Annotated in this window: 20 protein-coding genes; 10 read left to right on the top strand and 10 right to left on the bottom strand. The window is 70.7% G+C overall.

Annotation, left to right across the window (positions count from 1 at the left end):
• The first annotated feature begins 33 nt into the window (after positions 1-33).
• Together G412_RS0116340 and G412_RS34730 are read left to right on the top strand one after the other, a co-directional pair.
• Positions 34-1,410: an amino acid permease gene (locus G412_RS0116340; RefSeq protein ID WP_078607034.1), complete on the top strand. Its 1,377-nt coding sequence runs from the start codon at positions 34-36 to the stop codon at positions 1,408-1,410.
• A complete protein-coding gene (locus G412_RS34730) occupies positions 1,407-1,880 on the top strand; it encodes a nucleotide triphosphate diphosphatase NUDT15 (protein ID WP_037648923.1) in 474 nt (157 codons plus the stop codon). The genes G412_RS0116340 and G412_RS34730 overlap by 4 nt, the downstream gene beginning before the upstream one ends.
• A 73-nt stretch (positions 1,881-1,953) precedes the next feature.
• On the opposite strand, the gene G412_RS34735 is transcribed toward G412_RS34730, so the two are convergent.
• The 4 genes from G412_RS34735 to G412_RS0116365 all read right to left on the bottom strand — a co-directional run bounded on the left by G412_RS34735 (position 1,954) and on the right by G412_RS0116365 (position 4,908).
• A complete protein-coding gene (locus G412_RS34735) occupies positions 1,954-2,742 on the bottom strand; it encodes an amino acid ABC transporter ATP-binding protein (protein WP_037648925.1) in 789 nt (262 codons plus the stop codon).
• 10 nt (positions 2,743-2,752) lie between these two features.
• Complete coding sequence (locus tag G412_RS0116355) at positions 2,753-3,583, bottom strand: amino acid ABC transporter permease (RefSeq protein WP_208857891.1); 831 nt, start codon at positions 3,581-3,583, stop codon at positions 2,753-2,755.
• Positions 3,550-4,392, bottom strand: a complete 843-nt coding sequence (locus G412_RS0116360; RefSeq protein ID WP_028813027.1) for an ABC transporter substrate-binding protein — start codon at positions 4,390-4,392, stop codon at positions 3,550-3,552. The genes G412_RS0116355 and G412_RS0116360 overlap by 34 nt, the downstream gene beginning before the upstream one ends.
• A gap of 222 nt (positions 4,393-4,614) precedes the next feature.
• A complete protein-coding gene (locus G412_RS0116365; protein ID WP_028813028.1) occupies positions 4,615-4,908 on the bottom strand; it encodes a hypothetical protein in 294 nt (97 codons plus the stop codon).
• A 231-nt stretch (positions 4,909-5,139) separates the two neighbouring features.
• On the opposite strand from G412_RS0116365, the gene G412_RS0116370 reads away from it, so the two are divergent.
• On the top strand, positions 5,140-5,553 hold the full coding sequence (locus tag G412_RS0116370; RefSeq protein WP_028813029.1) for a hypothetical protein: 414 nt from the start codon (positions 5,140-5,142) through the stop codon (positions 5,551-5,553).
• A 12-nt stretch (positions 5,554-5,565) separates the two neighbouring features.
• On the opposite strand, the gene G412_RS0116375 is transcribed toward G412_RS0116370, so the two are convergent.
• A complete protein-coding gene (locus G412_RS0116375) occupies positions 5,566-6,375 on the bottom strand; it encodes a helix-turn-helix domain-containing protein (protein WP_028813030.1) in 810 nt (269 codons plus the stop codon).
• A gap of 114 nt (positions 6,376-6,489) precedes the next feature.
• Here G412_RS0116375 and G412_RS0116380 point away from each other — a divergent pair, with 114 nt between their 5' ends.
• The gene (locus G412_RS0116380) at positions 6,490-6,795 is read left to right on the top strand and encodes a 4a-hydroxytetrahydrobiopterin dehydratase (protein ID WP_028813031.1); all 306 of its coding nucleotides are present in this window, start codon (positions 6,490-6,492) and stop codon (positions 6,793-6,795) included.
• Between the two features lie 28 nt (positions 6,796-6,823).
• Here G412_RS0116380 and G412_RS0116385 read toward each other — a convergent pair whose 3' ends face one another.
• The gene (locus tag G412_RS0116385; protein ID WP_028813032.1) at positions 6,824-7,306 is read right to left on the bottom strand and encodes a hypothetical protein; all 483 of its coding nucleotides are present in this window, start codon (positions 7,304-7,306) and stop codon (positions 6,824-6,826) included.
• Positions 7,307-7,368: 62 nt separating this feature from the next.
• Here G412_RS0116385 and G412_RS0116390 point away from each other — a divergent pair, with 62 nt between their 5' ends.
• Entirely contained in the window at positions 7,369-8,340 is a 972-nt protein-coding gene (locus G412_RS0116390; protein ID WP_028813033.1) for a helix-turn-helix transcriptional regulator, read from the top strand.
• A 113-nt stretch (positions 8,341-8,453) separates the two neighbouring features.
• Positions 8,454-9,356 (top strand): class I SAM-dependent methyltransferase, encoded by a 903-nt coding sequence (locus G412_RS0116395; protein WP_028813034.1) that lies wholly within the window; start codon positions 8,454-8,456, stop codon positions 9,354-9,356.
• Between the two features lie 52 nt (positions 9,357-9,408).
• On the opposite strand, the gene G412_RS0116400 is transcribed toward G412_RS0116395, so the two are convergent.
• From G412_RS0116400 to G412_RS0116410, 3 genes are all read right to left on the bottom strand, one after another.
• On the bottom strand, positions 9,409-9,888 hold the full coding sequence (locus G412_RS0116400; protein ID WP_028813035.1) for an RICIN domain-containing protein: 480 nt from the start codon (positions 9,886-9,888) through the stop codon (positions 9,409-9,411).
• Positions 9,889-10,036: 148 nt separating this feature from the next.
• A complete protein-coding gene (locus tag G412_RS0116405) occupies positions 10,037-10,873 on the bottom strand; it encodes an aldo/keto reductase (protein ID WP_028813036.1) in 837 nt (278 codons plus the stop codon).
• A 107-nt stretch (positions 10,874-10,980) separates the two neighbouring features.
• Positions 10,981-12,780 (bottom strand): AMP-dependent synthetase/ligase, encoded by a 1,800-nt coding sequence (locus tag G412_RS0116410; protein WP_028813037.1) that lies wholly within the window; start codon positions 12,778-12,780, stop codon positions 10,981-10,983.
• 360 nt (positions 12,781-13,140) lie between these two features.
• Here G412_RS0116410 and G412_RS34740 point away from each other — a divergent pair, with 360 nt between their 5' ends.
• Positions 13,141-14,211: a bile acid:sodium symporter family protein gene (locus G412_RS34740; protein ID WP_051338410.1), complete on the top strand. Its 1,071-nt coding sequence runs from the start codon at positions 13,141-13,143 to the stop codon at positions 14,209-14,211.
• Between the two features lie 83 nt (positions 14,212-14,294).
• A complete protein-coding gene (locus tag G412_RS0116425; protein ID WP_028813038.1) occupies positions 14,295-14,708 on the top strand; it encodes a hypothetical protein in 414 nt (137 codons plus the stop codon).
• A gap of 58 nt (positions 14,709-14,766) precedes the next feature.
• On the opposite strand, the gene fdhD is transcribed toward G412_RS0116425, so the two are convergent.
• Positions 14,767-15,606: a formate dehydrogenase accessory sulfurtransferase FdhD gene (fdhD, locus tag G412_RS0116430; protein ID WP_028813039.1), complete on the bottom strand. Its 840-nt coding sequence runs from the start codon at positions 15,604-15,606 to the stop codon at positions 14,767-14,769.
• A 228-nt stretch (positions 15,607-15,834) separates the two neighbouring features.
• Here fdhD and G412_RS0116435 point away from each other — a divergent pair, with 228 nt between their 5' ends.
• Together G412_RS0116435 and G412_RS0116440 are read left to right on the top strand one after the other, a co-directional pair.
• Positions 15,835-16,782 (top strand): beta-ketoacyl-ACP synthase III, encoded by a 948-nt coding sequence (locus G412_RS0116435; RefSeq protein ID WP_028813040.1) that lies wholly within the window; start codon positions 15,835-15,837, stop codon positions 16,780-16,782.
• Positions 16,783-17,069: 287 nt separating this feature from the next.
• Positions 17,070-18,251, top strand: coding sequence for an ROK family transcriptional regulator (locus G412_RS0116440; protein WP_028813041.1), 1,182 nt, complete (start codon positions 17,070-17,072; stop codon positions 18,249-18,251).
• Positions 18,252-18,356: the final 105 nt, after the last annotated feature.

Consider the following 18,356-nt stretch of genomic DNA (forward strand, 5'->3'; position numbering starts at 1 on the left):
GGTTTTGGTACGGAGAGAGGCACACACCACCCCATGACCATCCTGGCCACCCCACCCCCCGAGCTCATCGCGGCGACCGGCGCCGATGCCGCCGACAAGCACACCCGGCGCTTCGGCCTGCCTGTCGCGACCGCCCTGGTCATGGGCAACATCATCGGCGGCGGAATCTTCCTGCTGCCCGCCTCCGTCGCCCCCTTCGGCACCATCAGCCTCGTCGCCTTCGGCGTCCTGACCCTCGGCGCTATTGCACTCGCGCTGGTCTTCGGGCGCCTCGCCGAGAAGCACCCGCGCACCGGCGGCCCGTACGTCTACGCCCGCGAGGCCTTCGGCGACTTCGCCGGCTTCCTCGCCGCCTGGAGCTACTGGATCACCACCTGGGTGTCCAACGCGGCGCTGGCCGTCGCCGCCGTCGGCTACCTGAACGTACTCCTCCCCGTCCACGGATCGCTCGCCGCCACGATCACGGCCGCGCTCGTCCTCCAGTGGCTGCCCGCGCTCGCCAACCTGGCCGGTACGCGGTACGTGGGCGCGGTCCAGCTGGTCTCGACGGTGCTGAAGTTCGCGCCGTTGCTGCTCGTGGCCGTCGGCGGCCTCTTCTTCTTCGACGCGTCGAACCTCGGCCCGTTCCAGGCGAGCGACCAGGGGCCCTTCGGCGCGATCTCCGCCTCCGCGGCCATCCTGCTCTTCAGCTACCTCGGCGTGGAGTCCGCGGCCGTCAGCGCCGGCGAGGTCCGTGACCCGCGGCGCAACGTCGGCCGCGCCACGATCCTCGGCACACTCGGTGCCGCGTTCATCTACCTGCTCGGCACGCTCGCGGTCTTCGGCACCGTCGCCCACGACAAGCTGGTCGGCTCGACCGCGCCCTTCTCCGACGCCGTGAACGCGATGTTCGGCGGCTCGTGGGGCGGCACCGCCGTCGCCTGCGCCGCACTGGTGTCCATGACCGGTGCGCTGAACGGCTGGACGCTGCTGAGCGCGCAGACGCCGTACGCGGCCGCGAAGGACGGCCTCTTCCCCGCCGTGTTCGCCACGAAGCGGCGCGGTGTGCCGACCGTGGGCGTCCTCGTCACCGCCGTACTCGCCTCGCTCCTGACGGTCTACAACTACACGGCGGGTTCCGAGGGCGTCTTCGAGATCCTGGTCCTGGTCACCACCTTCACGGCGACGGTCCCCTACCTCCTGTCGACCGCCGCCCAGATCTACTTCCTGGCCTCGGGCCAGTCCGCCCGCGTCAGCCGCCCCCGCCTGCTCCGCGACGCGGTCCTCGCGGCCCTGGCTTTCGGCTTCTCGATGTGGCTGGTGGCGGGCTCGGGTTACGCGGCGGTGTACCAGGGCGTGCTGTTCCTCTTCGCGGGCGTGCTGGTGTACGCGTGGATCGCGGCCCGCAAGACCAGGAGGCAGGCAGCATGAGGCCCTCCGCCGAGCGCCCGGAGCGGGCCTTCCCCACCCCGAACGGCCTGACCGGCGTAGGCGTCATCGTCGTCGGCCCCGGCGACCGCATCCTGCTCGGGCTCGGGCACGACGGCCGCTGGGAGCTGCCCGGCGGCAAGGTCGACGCCGGCGAGAGCTTCGAGGAGGCCGCCGTGCGCGAGCTGGCCGAGGAGACGTCCCTGCGCGCCGACGCCGCGGGCGTCCGTATCGTCGCCGTACTGATGGACGGCTTCCGCGGTGTCACCCGCGTCACGGCCGCCGCGGTGCTGGAGAGTGCCGCGGGCACGCCGCGCGTCACCGAACCGCACAAGATCGTGCGGTGGCAGTGGTTCGGGACGGACGACGTACCCACGGATCTCTTCGTACCGTCGGCGTCCGTACTCCGCGCCTGGCGTCCGGACCTGGACCTCCCGAACGCCCCGGCGCACTGCTACCCGACGGCTCACTGAACCCAATCCGCCCCCTGGCCCCGGCTCCGGCCCTGCCATTGGGCCGCGCATGTGCGCTCGCCCCCCGCCGCGGTCAGCCGGCCGCGGGCCCGCCGCCTTCGGAGCCCGGCGCCTCGGCGGCGGACGGGTCCAGGATGCGGTTGAGGAAGTCCCGCGTGCGCGGGTGTTGTGGATCGCCCACGACCTGCGCCGCCGGCCCCTCCTCGACGATCACGCCGCCGTCCATGAACACGACGCGGTCGGCGACCTCACGGGCGAAGCTCATCTCATGGGTGACGACCATCATCGTCATGCCCTCCGAGGCGAGCACCCGCATCACCGCGAGTACGTCGCCGACGAGCTCCGGGTCGAGCGCGGACGTCGGCTCGTCGAAGAGCATCACCTCCGGCCCCATGGACAGCGCCCGCGCGATGGCGACCCGCTGCTGCTGCCCGCCGGACAGCTGCGCCGGGTAGGCGTCGGCCTTGTCGGCGAGACCGACCCGCTCCAGGTTCTCGCGGGCCACCTTGACGGCCTCGGCCTTGCCCCGGCCGAGCACGCGCCGCTGGGGAAGGACGAGGTTCTGCGTCACCGTCACGTGCGGGAAGAGGTTGAACTGCTGGAAGACCATGCCGATCCGGCGGCGTACCGCATCGATGTCGACCTCGATGTCGGTGACTTCGGTGCCGCCGACGAAGACCTGGCCCGAGCTGGGCTCCTCCAGCAGGTTCACGCACCGCAGCAGCGTCGACTTGCCCGAACCGGACGGCCCGATGACGCACACCACGTCACCGCGGGCGACGTCCAGGTCGATGCCGCGCAGGACGTGGTTGTCCCCGAACGACTTGTGCAGAGCGCGGATCTCGATCTCGGGCTGTGGCATCTGCTCGTCCTCACTTGGCCTTGTCGGCGCGGGCTTCCAGGCGGCGCACCACGAAGCTCAGCGGCACCGTCACGATCAGGTAGCACAGCCCCGCGACGAGGATCGGGGTGGAGTTGGCGGTCTGGCTGGCCAGGTCCCTGCCGAACTTGGTCAGTTCCCGCTCATTGAGGGTGATGCCGAGGAACAGCACCAGCGAGGAGTCCTTGAACAGCAGGACGAGTTCGTTGGTCAGCGGCGGGATGACGATGCGGAACGCCTGTGGGATGATCACCGACACCATCGCCCGGCCATGCGAGAAGCCCAGCGAACGGGCGGCCTCCATCTGGCCCTTGGGCACGGCCTGGATGCCGGCCCTGATGGTCTCGGCCATGTAGGCGGCGGCGACCAGCCCCAGACCCAGGGCGACCTTCCCGTACGTACCACCGGGAATCTCGGTGCCCGGGAACGCGAGCGGCACCGCGACACCCACGAAGATGAGGATCAGCAGCGCGGGCAGACCGCGGAAGATCTCGATGTACACGCTCGCGACCCACCGGTACGGGGCCACGGACGACAGCCGCATGAGCGCGACGATCAGTCCGAGTACGAGCCCGAACGCGAAGCCGGAGAGCGTGTACACCACCGTGTTGCGCAGGGCGACGGTGATGATCTCCGGGAAGAGCTGCGCTACGAGGTCCTTCTGCGCGAACTGGTTCTGCAGCCGGTCCCAGTCGGCCAGCACACCGACCAGGACCAGGACCGCCACGAAGAGGGCGTACTGGATGCCCTGCGAGATACGGCGCCGCTGCCGCCTGGAGAGGCGAGAGGTCACGACTGGACCTTGGGCATCGGTCCGATCCACCGCTCGTAGAGCTTCTTGTAGGTGCCGTCGGCCTTGGCATCGGTGATGGCCTTGTCGATGGCGGCCTTCAGCTTGGTGTTGCCCTTCTTCACCGAGAAACCGTACTTCTCACCGGTCTCGATGTTCTGGCCGAGGACGAACGCGTCGGCGTTCGCCTTGTCCTTGAGCCAGCCCTGCACGACGGGGTAGTCGATGATGACGGCGTCGACCTGGCCGGTGCGCAGCCCGTTCAGCACGGCGTCGGAACTCTCGAACGCCACCGGGTCGAAGCCCTTGCCGGTGGCGTAGCTCTCACCGGTGGTCTCCGCCTGCGCGCCGAGCTTCTTCTTCTTGGACTTGACCTCGTCCAGCGAGGTGACGCCGCTCTTCTTCGTCGCCAGCAGTGCCTGGGTGGCGTCGAAGTACGGGACGGAGAAGTCGACGTTCTTCTCGCGCTCGTCGGTGATGGTCATGCCGGCGGCGGCGAGGTCGCACTGGCCCGAGTTGAGGAACGCGCCGGTCTTGAAGTTCTCGAACGGCGTGTCGAGGATCTTCTGCTCGACCTTCAGGTTCTTGGCGACGAGGTCGATGAGCGCCACGTCGAAACCGACGACCTTGCCGCCCTGCTCCGACTGGAAGGGCGGGTAGGGCAGATGCGTGCAGGTGGTGAGCTTGCCCTTCTCGACCACGGGTACGCCGCCGGCCGCCTCGCCAGGCCCTTCGCCGCCCGAGGAACAGCCCACGGCGAGGAACAGCCCGGCCGCGGCGGCGCCGGCGGTGGCGAGGGTACGGGTGCGGCGGGCACGATGGCCCTTGGCCGTCCTGGACACGGTTGACCTCCATGGGGCGGGGCGGACGTCGGCGGGGGAACCGAGCCGTCAGCGGTGATCGTAAGCCAGCAACCCGGCCTTCGCGGAACCCTTCTCAGCGCCTGGACTGTGCCGCTGTCCTATTCCCCTGCCTCCGCGTGTCATGCGCGCGGTGCGGCGACGGCACAACACAACGCCCGCCCCGGCGGTTTCGAGGCGGGCGATGGTGCGTGGAGGTACGGACTACATGTTGTTCTCGGCGTCGATGAGCTGCTGGATCCGCCGGTCGATCGCCGCGGCCTGGGCGCGGGCGCGCTTCGCCGCCTCGCGCTCGCCCATCCGGTCCAGCTTCTTGGCCTTGGCCTTCAGGTCGGCGGACTGCTTGCGCAGCTCTTCGATGTTGACGGTGATGTGGCCGCCGCGAGCGGCCATGGTCTGCTGGCCGGTGGTCGTGGCAGCGTGCGCCGGCAGAGCCGCGAAGAGAACGCCACCGGTCATCGCGGCGGTCACGGCGATCGTGGAAATACGTCGAAGCATAGGAGCTTCCCCCTCGTACAGGTCGGTCATTACCTGCAAGTAACTCTATACGAAGTGGATCTTCAGTCGCAGCCGCGTTTCCGCCGGGCCGTCGGCAGGGCATTACCCGCGAGGTAATCGACGCTCCCCGGCGAGCGCGGCATCGTTGCGGTTACCGGGGGCCGGACGGCGCACTCCGCCCGGACCCCGGCCCCTTCCAGTCCGTACGACCTCGACGGAGGCTGATGCGTCATGTCCGCAACCATGCTCGCCAACCTTTCCCGGACCACCGACCCGCAGACGGCGCTGCGCCGCTTCCTCGCGCTCGACGCCGTGGTCACCACCACGAACGGGCTCGTGTACGTCACCGCCGCCGGCCCCGTCGGACGGCTGCTCGGCGTCGGGTCCGGGCTGCTGTTCGGACTCGGGGTGTTCCTGGTGGTGTTCGGCGCAGGCGTCGGATACCTGGCCTCCCGGCGGGAGCCCGCGGCCTTCCCCGTCAAGGCCGTCATCGAGGTGAACCTGGTGTGGGCCGTGGCCGGTCTCGTCGCGCTCGCACTGTGGCTCTCGCCGACGACCGCCGGGACGTTCTGGATCCCGGTGCAGGCCGCGACCGTCGCCGGCTTCGCCGCGCTGCAGCACCTCGCGCTGCGCGCACGGCGCTGAGTGGCCGCACGCTCAGGGGCCGAGCGACTGGAGGTACTTGACCGTCGCCGGGTCGGCCGGGAGGAACGTCTCGATGGCCAGCTCGGCAACCGTCACATCCAAGGGCGTGTTGAATGTCGAGATCGACGAAACGAACGACAGCACCCGGCCGTTGTGCTCCACCTGGAGCGGCAGCGCGAAGTAGGGGTATGGCGAACCCTCCGGCTCCGGCGCGTCCGGCGCCTCACGCTCCGCCACGGGATAGCCCGCCACCTCGTCGTACACCACACGCAGCGCATCCGACCTGACCAGCGCGATCTGGCGTTCCATCTGCGCCAGGAGATGCCCGCGCCACTCCCGCAGATTGCGGATCCGCGGGGCCAGCCCCTCCGGGTGCAGGGTGATGCGCATCGCGTTCAGCGGCGGCGTGAGGAGATGCTCCGGCAGGCCGTCGAGCAGCATCGTGATCCCCCGGTTCGCGGCGACCACGGTGTACGAACCGTCGACGACGAGTGCGGGGTACGGCTCGTATCCCGCCAGCAACCGCTCGATGCCCTCGCGCAGGGCACCCAGCGCCGGGTCGTCGAGCGGAGTCTCCGCGTACTGAGGGGCGTAACCCGCCGCCAGCAACAGGGCGTTGCGCTCCCGCACCGGTACGTCGAGGTGCTCGGCCAGGCGCAGCACCATCTCCTCGCTCGGACGCGACCTGCCCGTCTCGACGAAGCTGATGTGCCGGGCTGACGAATCGGCGCGCAGCGCCAGCTCAAGCTGGCTCAGCCGGCGCCGCTCACGCCAGCCGCGCAGCAGCGCGCCCACACCCTTGTCGACTGCGACCGTTGTCATGGGACAAGACGGTAACCGACATGCGGGTACGCCGTACGAGCGCCATTTCGGACCGGAAGGTGGGAGGCTGATCAGCAACACCGGCACACACCGCATCGTGGAGGGAGCTTCGCCATGGCCACTGAGCCGCTGTCGCAGAAGGAGATCGAGGACCGTCTCCGCGAACTCCCCGGCTGGTCGCTGGACGACAACCGGATCGCCCGTACGTACCGGCTCGGCACGCACTTCGCGGCCGCCGCGCTGGTCGTCCACGTGGCCGGGATCCAGGACGAGCTGGACCACCACTCCGACCTGACGCTCGGTTACAACACCGTCGCACTGACCGTGAACACGCACAGCGCGGGAGGCGCCGTCACCGACCTCGACTTCGAGCTCGCCCGCCGGGTCGAGGACATCGCGCCGGGACACGGAGCGAGCTGAGGCAACGTACCTCGGCCGCCGAAGTCGTTCATGAGCGGTCTCCCGTCGTGCCCTCGGGGAGGGTGTCGGCGATGTACGAGTCGAGATCGGGCGCGGCCGGGTCCGCGAGCATGTGCCGCACCCAGGCGTCTCGTTCGTGCAGGATCGGCGGCAGCTCCCAGACACAGCCGATCCACGGGGACGCCGACCTGACGAAGTGGGAGGGGTCCAGGTCCGGGCAGCCCAGCGCGGGCTGGCCCGCCGCCGCGCCGCCGAAGTGCAGGGCGTTGTCCCACACCCAGCTGTACGCGTTGAGGTACGCCCCGCTGTCCCCGCCCCGGTGCAGGACGACGAACGTCGCCGGCGGTGTGCCGTCGGGCTCGGGCAGCAGGCTGGGGAGGATCGCGTACGCGGCCTTCTCCACCTCGGGATCGATCCCGGCGGGGTCGGCGGTGACGTGGTAGCGCTTGATGCGGCGGCCGCCGATTTCGAGGGGCGGCGGAACCCGCAGCAGTTTCTCCGTAAAAGGCATGGCAGGAAGGTAGAGCCGCTCCACTGACACCTTCTGTCAGTGGAGTGCGGCAGACTTCCGGCATGCGTGCGAGCCGCCTCGTCCAGATCCTGCTGCTGCTCCAGACCCGGGGCCGGATGACCGCTGCCCGGCTCGCGGAAGAGCTGGAGGTGTCGGTACGTACCGTCTACCGCGACGTCGAGGCCCTGCACGCCGCCGGTGTTCCGCTGTACGGCGACGCCGGACACGCCGGCGGCTACCAGCTCCTCGCGGGCTACCGGACCCGGCTCACCGGCCTCACCACCGACGAGGCCGAGGCGCTCTTCCTCTCGGGCATACCGGGGCCCGCCGCCGAACTCGGCCTCGGTTCCGTGCTCGCTGCCGCCCAGCTGAAGCTGCGGGCGTCGCTCCCCGCCGCACTGCGCGGACACGTCGACCGGATGCAGGCGCGCTTCCACCTTGACGCACCAGGGTGGTACGCCGAGGACGACCCCGTGCCGTATCTGCCGCAGGTCGCGGACGCGGTGTGGAACGGCACGGTGCTCGCCGTGCGCTACCGCCGCTGGAAGGAGCCGACCGACGTCGACCGCCGCCTCGAACCGTACGGCCTGGTCCTCAAGGCGGGCCGCTGGTACGTCGTCGCGGGGCCGGGACCACGGACGTACCGGATCGACCAGATACTCGAACTGCGCACGCTGGACGAGGAGTTCGAGCACGGACCGCCCGAGGGCTTCGACCTGGCGGCGTACTGGCGGCAGTACCGGGCGGACTTCCACGCCGGGCTCCACCGCGCGGAAGCGGTCGTACGGATCTCACCGCGCGGCGCCGCCCGGCTCACCGGGGCCGCCGCCGAAGCCGTGGCGGCCACCGGCACGCCCGAGCCGGCCGGCGACTGGATACGGGCCGTCCTGCCCATCGAGACCACCGGACACGCCCACGGCCAGTTCCTCGGACTCGGCGCGGAGGTCGAGGTGCTGGAACCGACCGAGCTGCGCGAGAGCCTGCGGGAGACGGCACGCGAGCTCGGCGCCCTCTACGCGACGGGCAGCCCCTGACCGGCCGGCGCTTCCCGGCCGGCCGTCCCACGCGTACCGCACCTCGCGGCCGGTGACTTGCTGGAATGGCAAGAAGGTTCGCCGAAAGAGCGGTCCGGCGAGAAGGTGGACACATGACCCATACCCACAGTGACAGCCAGAGCAAGAGCCACCACCACCGTCACCACGCCACCGACTTCGACTGGGACGCGCTCGGCACGCACCTGGAGCACGAGGCGCAGGTGCACCTTCCCGTGTACGAGCAGGCCGCGGCCTGGATCGCCGGGCGCTTCCGGGGTGCGCGGGGCGTACGCCGCGTTCTGGACATCGGCAGCGGCCCCGGCATCATCACCTGCGTGCTCGCCGAGGTCTTCCCGGACGCGGAGGTCGTGGCCGTCGACAGTACGCCGGCGCTCCTTGAGCGCGCGCGGGCGCGGGCGGAGCGGTCCGGTCTGGGGGCGAGGGTGCGTACCGTCGTCGCCGAAGTGCCCGGCGACCTCGGCTCGTTGGGCGAGGCCGACCTGGTGTGGGCCGCCAATTCCCTGCACCACGTCGGAGACCAGCGTGCTGCCCTCACCGGCTTCGCCGGGCTGCTGCGCCCCGGCGGAACGGTGGCGCTGTTCGAGGGCGGGCTTCCGGTGCGCCGCCTGCCCCGTGACATCGGGTTCGGCAGGCCGGGGCTGGAGGCCCGGCTGGAGGTGGTGTCGAGCGAGCGGTTCACGCAGATGCGCGAGGAGCTGCCCGGCGCGAAGCCGGAGGTGGAGGACTGGAGCGCGCTGCTGGCCGCCGCCGGGCTCACCCCTGACGGCAGCCGCTCCTTCCTGCTCGACCTGCCGGCTCCGCTGTCGGGCATCGCGCGCCACCTGGTCGTCGAAAGTTTCACGCGGCTGCGGGAGACGTTCGCCGAGCACCTGACGGCCGACGACGCGGCGACGCTGGACCGGCTGCTGGACGCGCAGGACGTGGCCGGGCTGGCCCGGCGCCGCGACGTGTTCCTGCTGCAGGCGCGCACCCTGCACATCGCGCACCGTGCCTGAGCGACGGGCCGCCGGGCGCCACGCCTGAGCGACGGGCGGCCGGGCGCCGCGCCTACGGAGTGATCACCGGCTCCAACTGCCACCACTGGCAGGGGGAGTCGGTGTCCTCCCACTGCCGCACATTCGCGCCGTCGTCCATGCTGCCCTCCGCGACTTCGAGCAGCAGCCCGCTGACGTAACTGATCAGCGTGACCGTGCCCGGCGCGTCCAGGTGCTGCTCGATGATCCACTCCTGGGCGCCGAAGTTGTTGGCCTTCCACTGCTGGACGTTGGCGCCGTTCTCGGTGGAGGCCCCGGCGACGTCGAGCCGCTTGCCGCTGGCGGCGTTCACCAGGTGGTACAGGCCGCCGCCGCTGTGCACGGCGGACACCTCCCACCGCTGCGCCGGAGCGCCGGTGTCCTTGCCCTGCTGGACGTTGGCGCCGCTGCCCTTGTGGCCGCCGTACACCTCCAGGAGCAGCCCGCTGCCGACATTGCGCAGCCGGTACGGGCCTTCCTGGACGGCCTGCGGCTTCGGGGCGTCCCCGCTCATGTTCCTTGACTCTTTCCGGCAGTTGGGGCATTGAGGACCGCTACGGCGCCCACCGGTTCGCTTTCGGGGCCGCGCACGGCGAACGGCGCCCACCGGATCGTACGCGAACCGGTGGGCGCCGTAGCGCTCACGCCTGCACTGCCCGGGCTCAGGCGCCGAAGTCGAAGGTCGCCGGGTCGGGGCCGAGACGCTTGCCCTCGTCGAGAGCGGCGAAGGCCGCCAGGTCGTCGGCGTCCAGCTCGAAGTCGAAAACGTCGAGGTTCTCATCGATCCGGGAGGGCGTCACGGACTTGGGAATCACGACATTGCCGGTCTGCAGGTGCCAGCGCAGCACCGCCTGGGCCGGGGTCTTGCCGTGCTTGCGGGCCACGGCGACGACCGTCGGCACCTCGAGCAGCCCCTTGCCCTGGCCGAGCGGCGACCAGGCCTCGGTCGCGATGCCGTGCTGGGCGTGGAAGGCGCGCGAGGCCTCCTGCTGAAGCTGCGGGTGGAGCTCGATCTGGTTGACGGCCGGGACGACCGAGGTCTCGCCGATCAGCCGCTCCAGGTGCTCCGGGAGGAAGTTGGAGACGCCGATCGCCTTGGCACGGCCGTCGGCGTAGATCTTCTCGAAGGCCTTGTACGTGTCCACGTACGCGTCCTTGGAGGGCAGCGGCCAGTGGATCAGGTACAGGTCGACGTAATCCAGCCCCAGCTTCGCCAGCGAGTCGTCGAAGGCGCGCAGCGTGGAGTCGAACCCCTGCTCGGAATTCCAGAGCTTCGTCGTGACGAACAGCTCGTCGCGGGCGACACCGGAGGCGGCGATGGCCTTGCCCGTGCCGGTCTCGTTCTCGTAGATCGCGGCCGTGTCGATGGACCGGTACCCGGCCCGGATGGCTGTGCCTACCGCCTTCTCGGCCTCGTCATCAGGCACCTGCCAGACACCGAAACCGAGCTGGGGCATCTCGACGCCGTTGTTCAGGGTGAGGGAGGGGGCCTTGCTCACGAGCGATCGATCCTTACGTCGTCGGTTGGTACTCCCAGCGTCAACGATTACGGGGCTCCACGCATTCCCAGCCCATTCTCCGCGTTACCTGATGGCCCATCATGAGGTCACCGGTACAGCGCGTCGACCTCCACCCGGTACGCCGTCTCGATCGCCTTGCGCTTGAGCTTGAGCGAGGGGGTCAGCAGCCCGTGCTCCTCGCTGAACTCGTGGGCCAGTATCCGGAACGTACGGATCGACTCCGCCTGCGAGACCAGCGTGTTCGCGGCCACCACCGCGCGCCGTACCTCCATCTCCAGATCCGGGTCCCGCACCAGGTCGGCGGCGCTGAGCGGCGGCTTGTCGCGCATCTGGAGCCAGTGGTCCACGGCCTCCCGGTCGAGCGTGACGAGCGCCGCGATGTACGGTCTGTCATTGCCGACGACGAGGCACTGGGCCACCAGCGGATGCGACCGTACGCGCTCCTCGAGACCGGCCGGCGACACGCTCTTGCCGCCCGACGTCACCAGGATCTCCTTCTTCCGCCCGGTGATCGCCAGATAGCCGTCCTCGTCCAGCGAACCGATGTCCCCCGTGGCCAGCCAGCCGTCGCGCAGTACGGCGTCGGTGGACTTGGGATCGTTCAGGTACCCCGCGAAGACCTGGCCGCCGCGCAGCCAGATCTCGCCGTCGTCGGCGATGTGCACGGTCGTACCGGGCAGGGGCTGCCCCACCGTGCCGAACCGGGTGCGCTCGGGCGGGTTGGCGGTCGCGGCCGCCGTCGACTCGGTGAGCCCGTACCCCTCGAAGATCGTCACGCCCGCGCCCGCGAAGAACAGGCCCAGCCGCCGCCCCATCGCCGAACCGCCGGACATCGCGTGCCGCACGCGCCCGCCCATGGCCTCGCGCACCTTCGCGTACACGGCCTTCTCGAAGAACTGGTGCTGGAGCCGCAGCGCGGCGGAAGGCCCGGATCCGGTTCCGAACGCCCGGTGCTCCTGCGCCTCGGCGTACCGCACCGCCACCTCGACGGCCTTGTCGAACGGGCCGGCCTTCCCGGCCGCCTCGGCCTTGCGTCGCGCGCCGCTGTAGACCTTCTCGAAGATGTACGGCACGGCCAGGATGAAGGTCGGCCGGAAAGCCACCAGGTCGGGCATCAGCGCGTGCGCCGCGAGCACCGGCTGGTGCCCGAGCTTGACGCGCCCCCGCACCGCCGCGACCTCGACCATCCGCCCGAAGACATGCGCGAGCGGCAGGAACAGCAGCGTCGCCGCCTCGTCGCCCGGTGTGGAATGGAACACCGATTCCCAGCGGGCCAGGACGGTGTCGGTCTCGTACATGAAGTTGGCGTGCGTGAGCACACAGCCCCTGGGCCGCCCGGTGGTCCCCGAGGTGTAGATCACGGTCGCCACGGAATCGGGTGTCACCGCACGGCGGTGGCGGTGCACCACCTCGTCGTCGATATGCGCGCCCGCCCGTACGAGCTCGGCCTCCGCGCCCGTGTCGAGCTGCCACAGCCGCTTGAGCATCGGCAGCCGGTCGACGACCGAGCCGATGGTCATCGCGTGGTCCTCGTGCTCGACCATGCAGGCGGTGACCCCGGCGTCGTGCAGGGTCCAGAAGACCTGGTCGGCGGAGGCCGTGGGATACACCGGGACCGGCTGGGCCCCGACCGTCCACAACGCGAAGTCGAAGAGCGTCCACTCGTAGCGCGTACGGGACATGATCGCGACCCGGTCGCCGAACCGCACCCCGTGCGCCAGCAGCCCCTTGGCGACGGCCAGCACCTCGTCCCGGAACCGGCCCGCCGACACGTCGTGCCAGTACCCGTCCTCGCCCTTGCGCCCGAGCACGACGCGGTGCGGATCTTCCTCCGCGTGTTCGAAGACGACGTCCGCCAGCCCGCCGACCAGAGGCGCCGTCGCCATGGGTGGGACAGTGAACTCGCGCAATGACCTGCTCCTTGTGGCGCTCCGCACAGCGCCGTGACGCTACCCCAACCGGCCGGTATGTGGGAGGGGGCGCCGAATCCGAATTCCTGCGCATATGCACTGGTCAACAGAGGAAATAGGGTCACATCGGGAGGCTCGGGCGCTCTCCTGACCGCGGAGTAAGTATGGTGTGGAAATCTCCACGAAATCTGTACGCCCGCTTCCTGCTGTTCGCTTCCCGCTTCCCGCTCCCGGCCGTGCCGGATACCCGGCGATGGCTGCGGATTCCCGGTCCGTCGGCAACAGGTGTGACCATGAACAGGCCCCGTACCGACCGAGAGCGAGCAAGTGGAGCAGATGAGCCGCCGCCGCACGTCGCAGTTTCGGTTCCCGTCCTGGCTGCCGGTCGATCCGTACATCCTGCTGCTCCTCGGGACGGTCGTCCTCGCGACCCTGCTGCCGGCGTCCGGCACGGCCGCCGAAGCCGTCGGCGGGGTCTCGACCGGAGCGGTCGCGCTGCTGTTCTTCCTGTACGGCGCCCGGCTCTCCACCCGCGAGGCGCTCGACGGACTGCGCCACTGGCGGCTGCACCTCACGGTCCTCACCTGTACGTTCGCGCTCTTCCCACTGCTCGGTCTCGCGGCGCGGGGCCTCGTACCGTACGTCCTCACGCCTGAGCTGTACGGCGGCCTCCTCTTCCTGTGCCTGGTCCCCTCGACCATCCAGTCCTCGATCGCCTTCACCTCGATCGCACGCGGCAACGTCCCGGCGGCGATCTGCGCGGGCTCCTTCTCCAGCCTCGTCGGCATCGTCCTCACCCCGCTGCTCGCGGCGCTGCTGATCGGCGGCGGCGCGGGCGGCTTCACCGCGGACTCGGTGCCGAGGATCGCCCTCCAGCTATTGGTTCCGTTCGCGGCGGGCCAGCTCCTGCGCCGGTGGGTCGGCGGTTTCCTGGTGCGGTACAAGAAGGCGCTGGGCTACGTGGACCGCGGTTCGATCCTGCTCGTCGTCTACACCGCGTTCAGCCACGGCGTGACCGAGGGCATCTGGCACCGGGTGAGCCCCGGCCGGCTCGGGGCGCTGGTGGCGGTGGAGGCGGTGCTGCTCGCCGTGATGCTGACGGTGAGCTGGTACGGGGCGAAACGGCTCGGCTTCGGCCGGGCGGACCGGATCGCGATCCAGTTCGCCGGGTCGAAGAAGTCGCTGGCGGCGGGGCTTCCCATGGCGAGTGTGCTGTTCGGGGCCGGGGCGGGCCTGGCGGTACTGCCGCTGATGCTGTTCCACCAGATGCAGCTGATGGTGTGCGCGGTGATCGCCAAACGGCGTTCGCGCGATGCGGAAAGGCTCTGCGGGACTGATCCCCTACCCGCCCCTTCCCCGACTGTGGCTCCGCCCCGGACCCCGGCCCTCAAGCGCCGGACGGGCTGAAAGGCTGCCACGAGCGGCAATCTCAGGAAGGGCGGGCGGGGAAAGGGGCACGGCTCCGCCGCCGCGCCTGGCAAGATCGTCGAGTGACTTCCGCGATACGTCCCTTCGGGCCCCGTCCCTGCGCCCTCACCGTGTGCCGGGGCTGCTGCTGCGGCGATGCCCGCAAGAACCCCGGTACGGACCACGAAGGCCAGCTACGCCGCCTGCACGGCGCGGCCGCCGCCTCCGGTGGGCGGCTCGTCGTGCGTACCAGCGACTGCCTCGGCCCGTGCGGCCAGGCCAACGTCGTCGTTGTCCAGCCGTCCACCGAGGGCCGCCACAGAGGCGGGCGCGCCGCCTGGGTCGGCTGGGCGCTGGACGACGACTGTACGGACGACCTCCTGGCCTGGGTCGCGGCCGGCGGCCCCGGCATGGCGCCACCACCGGCCACCCTCGCGCTCCAGTTCATCCCGCCCCCGGCGGAGGCCCGGCAGCGGGCCCGGCGCGGGCGGCGCTGACCGCGCCACCACGCGGCGGCCCGGCCGGCGCGGGGGCGCCCCGGTGTCGCGGGGCGCCTCAGACCCCGGAGCGCAGGGCGATGCGCTCGTCGCCCGCGTACACGTTCATGTTCGGCCCGCGCAGGAAACCGACCAGCGTCAGACCCGTCTCGGCCGCCAGGTCCACAGCCAGCGAGGAAGGGGCCGAGACCGCCGCGAGGACCGGGATCCCGGCCATCACCGCCTTCTGCGCCAGCTCGAAGGACGCCCGCCCGGAGACCAGCAGCACCGCGCGGGCCAGCGGCAGACGGCCGTCTTGCAGCGCCCGGCCCACCAGCTTGTCGACCGCGTTGTGCCGGCCCACGTCCTCCCGTACGTCGAGCAGCTCGCCCGTCTCCGAGAAGAGCGCGGCGGCGTGCAGCCCCCCGGTCCTGTCGAACACTTGCTGCGCGGCCCGCAGCCGCTCGGGGAGGCCGGCGAGCAGCTCGGGCGTCAGACGGACCGGGGGAGTGTCGGCGATCGGAAAGCGGGCGGTGGTGCGTACGGCGTCGAGACTCGCCTTGCCGCACAGGCCGCACGACGACGTCGTATAGACGTTGCGTTCCAGGGTGATGTCGGGGACCGGGACGCCGGGCGCCAGCTTCACGTCCACCACGTTGTACGTGTTCGAGCCGTCCTCCCTGGCCCCCGCGCAGTACACGATCGACTGCACGTCCTCGGCGGTGGCCAGCACCCCCTCGCTCACCAGGAACCCCGCCGCCAGCGCGAAGTCGTCGCCCGGCGTGCGCATCGTGATCGCGAGCGGCTTGCCGTTCAGGCGGATCTCCAGTGGCTCCTCGGCCACCAGCGTGTCCGGCCGGGTGCTCACCGCCCCGTCCCTGACGCGGATGACGCGGCGGCGCTCGGTGACCCGTCCCATGGTGATCAGTCCCACTTCTTCGTGATCTTCATGATCAGCGCTGTTGTACGTGCTGGCAGCCGAACCGGCCCGTCTCATTGTCCTGTACCGGTGAGGTCAGGGCCCGCCATCGGCAGGAAGCTCCAAAGAGTCGGGGGCGAATCCTGTCGGTTGACGTGCCGTCGTACTGGTGAGTCACAAAGAAGACTGGACCGTTCCGACTGTCCGCAAAGAGGGGTGGAACCGCCAATGACCGGCTCACGAGTCGTCGCGCTCGGGCACTATCAGCCTGCCAAGGTGCTCACGAACGACGATCTGACGGCCATGGTCGACACCAGTGACGAGTGGATCACCAGCCGGGTCGGCATCAGGACCCGCCATGTCGCGGGCCCCGACGAGCCCGTGGACGAGCTGGCCGCGCACGCCGGAGCCAAGGCCCTCGCCGCCGCGGGTCTCACCCCTGCCGACATCGACCTCGTCCTGGTCGCCACCTCCACCGCGATCAACCGCTCCCCGAACATGGCCGCCCGCGTCGCCGCCCGCCTCGGCATGGGTTCACCCGCGGTGATGGACCTCAACGTCGTCTGCTCGGGCTTCACGCACGCCCTCGCGACGGCCGACCATGCCGTACGGGCCGGCTCCGCCACCCGCGCGCTGGTCATCGGCGCCGACAAGATGGCCGAGATCGCCGACTGGACCGACCGCACCACCTGCGTCCTCGTCGGCGACGGCGCGGGCGCCGCGGTCGTCGAGGCGTGCCCGCAGGACGCGGAGCCGGGGATCGGCCCGGTGCTCTGGGGCTCGGTGCCGGAGATGGGTCACGCCGTACGCATCGAGGGGACGCCCCCGCGCTTCGCCCAGGAGGGCCAGTCCGTCTACCGCTGGGCCACCACCCAGCTCCCGCCCATCGCGCGCAAGGTGTGCGAGCGGGCCGGCGTGACGCCCGAGGAGCTGGCGGCGGTCGTCCTGCACCAGGCGAACCTGCGGATCATCGAGCCCGTCGCACAGAAGATCGGCGCGGTGAACGCGGTGATCGCCCGCGATGTCGTCGACTCGGGCAACACCTCGGCGGCCAGCATCCCGATGGCGCTGTCCAAGCTGGTCGAGCGCGGCGAGATCGAGTCCGGCGCGCCCGTGCTGCTCTTCGGTTTCGGCGGCAATCTCTCGTACGCGGGCCAGGTCATCCGCTGCCCCTGATTCGTCCCCTGTCGATTCGTCCCCCGTCGTGAGTCCGGGCCCCGGTGCTGCCGCGCCGGGGCCCGGACGACGTACCACGAGCGCGTGGCGCAAGAGTGATCCCGTACGGCCCCAACGGAGGCTAAAGGCTGGTCAGTTGAGGACGGGCTCCGGCTTTGTCCTCGGTGTGGAGAAAGTTGTAGTGGATTGCTGCGCAACTTCTTCCCACTTCCGGCAGCCGCTGCTACGTTCCCCTCCAAAGCCCGGCAGTGAACGGCCGATGAGGCAGGGAGGGGCACGTGAGACGGATGACGGCTCGACCCGCGAACGCGCATCAGGCGCGACTGCTCCGCCTGCTGCGTGACGGCGGACCCAACTCCCGTGCCCAGCTGGGCGACCAGATCGATCTCTCCCGTTCCAAACTCGCCGTCGAGGTCGACCGGCTCCTCGACACCGGTCTGATCGTCGCCGACGGCCTCGCCGCCTCGCGCGGCGGCCGCCGCTCGCACAACATCCGGCTCGCACCAGGCCTGCGTTTCCTGGGCATCGACATCGGCGCCACCTCGATCGACGTGGCCGTCACCAACGCGGAGTTGGAGGTACTCGGTCACCTCAACCACCCCATGGACGTACGGGAGGGCCCGGTCGCGGTCTTCGAGCAGGCCCTCGCCCTCGCCGCCAAGCTGAAGGCGTCCGGCCTCGCCGAGGGCTTCGACGGGGCCGGCATAGGTGTGCCGGGCCCGGTCCGCTTCCCGGAGGGTGTGCCGGTCGCGCCGCCGATCATGCCGGGCTGGGACGGTTTTCCCGTACGCGAGGCACTCAGCCAGGAACTGGCTTGCCCCGTCATGGTCGACAACGACGTGAACCTGATGGCGATGGGGGAGCAGCACGCCGGCGTCGCACGCTCGGTGGGCGACTTCCTCTGCGTCAAGATCGGCACCGGCATCGGCTGCGGCATCGTCGTCGGCGGCGAAGTCTACCGGGGTACGACCGGCAGCGCCGGCGACATCGGCCACATCCAGGTCGAACCGGACGGCCGCGCCTGCGCCTGCGGCAACAAGGGCTGCCTGGAAGCCCACTTCAGCGGCGCCGCGCTCGCCCGCGACGCCGAGGACGCGGCCCGCTCCGGCCGCTCACCGGAACTGGCCGCGCGGCTGGAAGCGGCGGGACGGCTCACGGCTGCCGATGTCGCCGCGGCTGCCGCCGCCGGCGACGCCACCTCGCTCGACCTCATCCGCGAGGGCGGCAACCGCGTCGGCCAGGTCATCGCCGGACTCGTCAGCTTCTTCAACCCCGGACTCGTGGTGATCGGCGGCGGGGTGACCGGTCTCGGCCACACCTTGCTCGCCAGCGTCCGTACCCAGGTCTACCGCCAGTCGCTGCCGCTGGCGACCGGCAACCTGCCCATCGTCCTGGGCGAGCTGGGGCCCGCCGCCGGCGTGATCGGCGCGGCCAGGCTCACCAGCGACCACCTGTTCGCGCCTGCCTGACCGACGGGCCGGCGCCCGCACGACTCCGTAAGCACCACAACACCTGGCTAGGCCTTGCCCTGCCCAGCTTTGTCCTGCTCTGCCCTGCCCTGCTCGCTCACCGGC

This window comes from Streptomyces flavidovirens DSM 40150 (genome assembly GCF_000429085.1).
Classification (GTDB): domain Bacteria; phylum Actinomycetota; class Actinomycetes; order Streptomycetales; family Streptomycetaceae; genus Streptomyces; species Streptomyces flavidovirens.

What these genes read in the sequence shown, in the direction of transcription:
- G412_RS0116390 (WP_028813033.1), top strand. Translation starts at nt 7,369, where the DNA reads ATGCGTGCGAGCCGCCTCGTCCAGATCCTGCTGCTGCTCCAGACCCGG.
- G412_RS0116365 (WP_028813028.1), bottom strand. Translation starts at nt 4,908, where the DNA reads ATGCTTCGACGTATTTCCACGATCGCCGTGACCGCCGCGATGACCGGT.
- fdhD (WP_028813039.1), bottom strand. Translation starts at nt 15,606, where the DNA reads ATGGGACGGGTCACCGAGCGCCGCCGCGTCATCCGCGTCAGGGACGGG.
- G412_RS34735 (WP_037648925.1), bottom strand. Translation starts at nt 2,742, where the DNA reads ATGCCACAGCCCGAGATCGAGATCCGCGCTCTGCACAAGTCGTTCGGG.
- G412_RS0116375 (WP_028813030.1), bottom strand. Translation starts at nt 6,375, where the DNA reads ATGACAACGGTCGCAGTCGACAAGGGTGTGGGCGCGCTGCTGCGCGGC.
- G412_RS0116435 (WP_028813040.1), top strand. Translation starts at nt 15,835, where the DNA reads ATGACCGGCTCACGAGTCGTCGCGCTCGGGCACTATCAGCCTGCCAAG.
- G412_RS34740 (WP_051338410.1), top strand. Translation starts at nt 13,141, where the DNA reads ATGAGCCGCCGCCGCACGTCGCAGTTTCGGTTCCCGTCCTGGCTGCCG.
- G412_RS0116370 (WP_028813029.1), top strand. Translation starts at nt 5,140, where the DNA reads ATGTCCGCAACCATGCTCGCCAACCTTTCCCGGACCACCGACCCGCAG.
- G412_RS0116340 (WP_078607034.1), top strand. Translation starts at nt 34, where the DNA reads ATGACCATCCTGGCCACCCCACCCCCCGAGCTCATCGCGGCGACCGGC.
- G412_RS0116385 (WP_028813032.1), bottom strand. Translation starts at nt 7,306, where the DNA reads ATGCCTTTTACGGAGAAACTGCTGCGGGTTCCGCCGCCCCTCGAAATC.
- G412_RS0116410 (WP_028813037.1), bottom strand. Translation starts at nt 12,780, where the DNA reads ATGGCGACGGCGCCTCTGGTCGGCGGGCTGGCGGACGTCGTCTTCGAA.
- G412_RS34730 (WP_037648923.1), top strand. Translation starts at nt 1,407, where the DNA reads ATGAGGCCCTCCGCCGAGCGCCCGGAGCGGGCCTTCCCCACCCCGAAC.
- G412_RS0116380 (WP_028813031.1), top strand. Translation starts at nt 6,490, where the DNA reads ATGGCCACTGAGCCGCTGTCGCAGAAGGAGATCGAGGACCGTCTCCGC.
- G412_RS0116400 (WP_028813035.1), bottom strand. Translation starts at nt 9,888, where the DNA reads ATGAGCGGGGACGCCCCGAAGCCGCAGGCCGTCCAGGAAGGCCCGTAC.
- G412_RS0116395 (WP_028813034.1), top strand. Translation starts at nt 8,454, where the DNA reads ATGACCCATACCCACAGTGACAGCCAGAGCAAGAGCCACCACCACCGT.
- G412_RS0116440 (WP_028813041.1), top strand. Translation starts at nt 17,070, where the DNA reads ATGACGGCTCGACCCGCGAACGCGCATCAGGCGCGACTGCTCCGCCTG.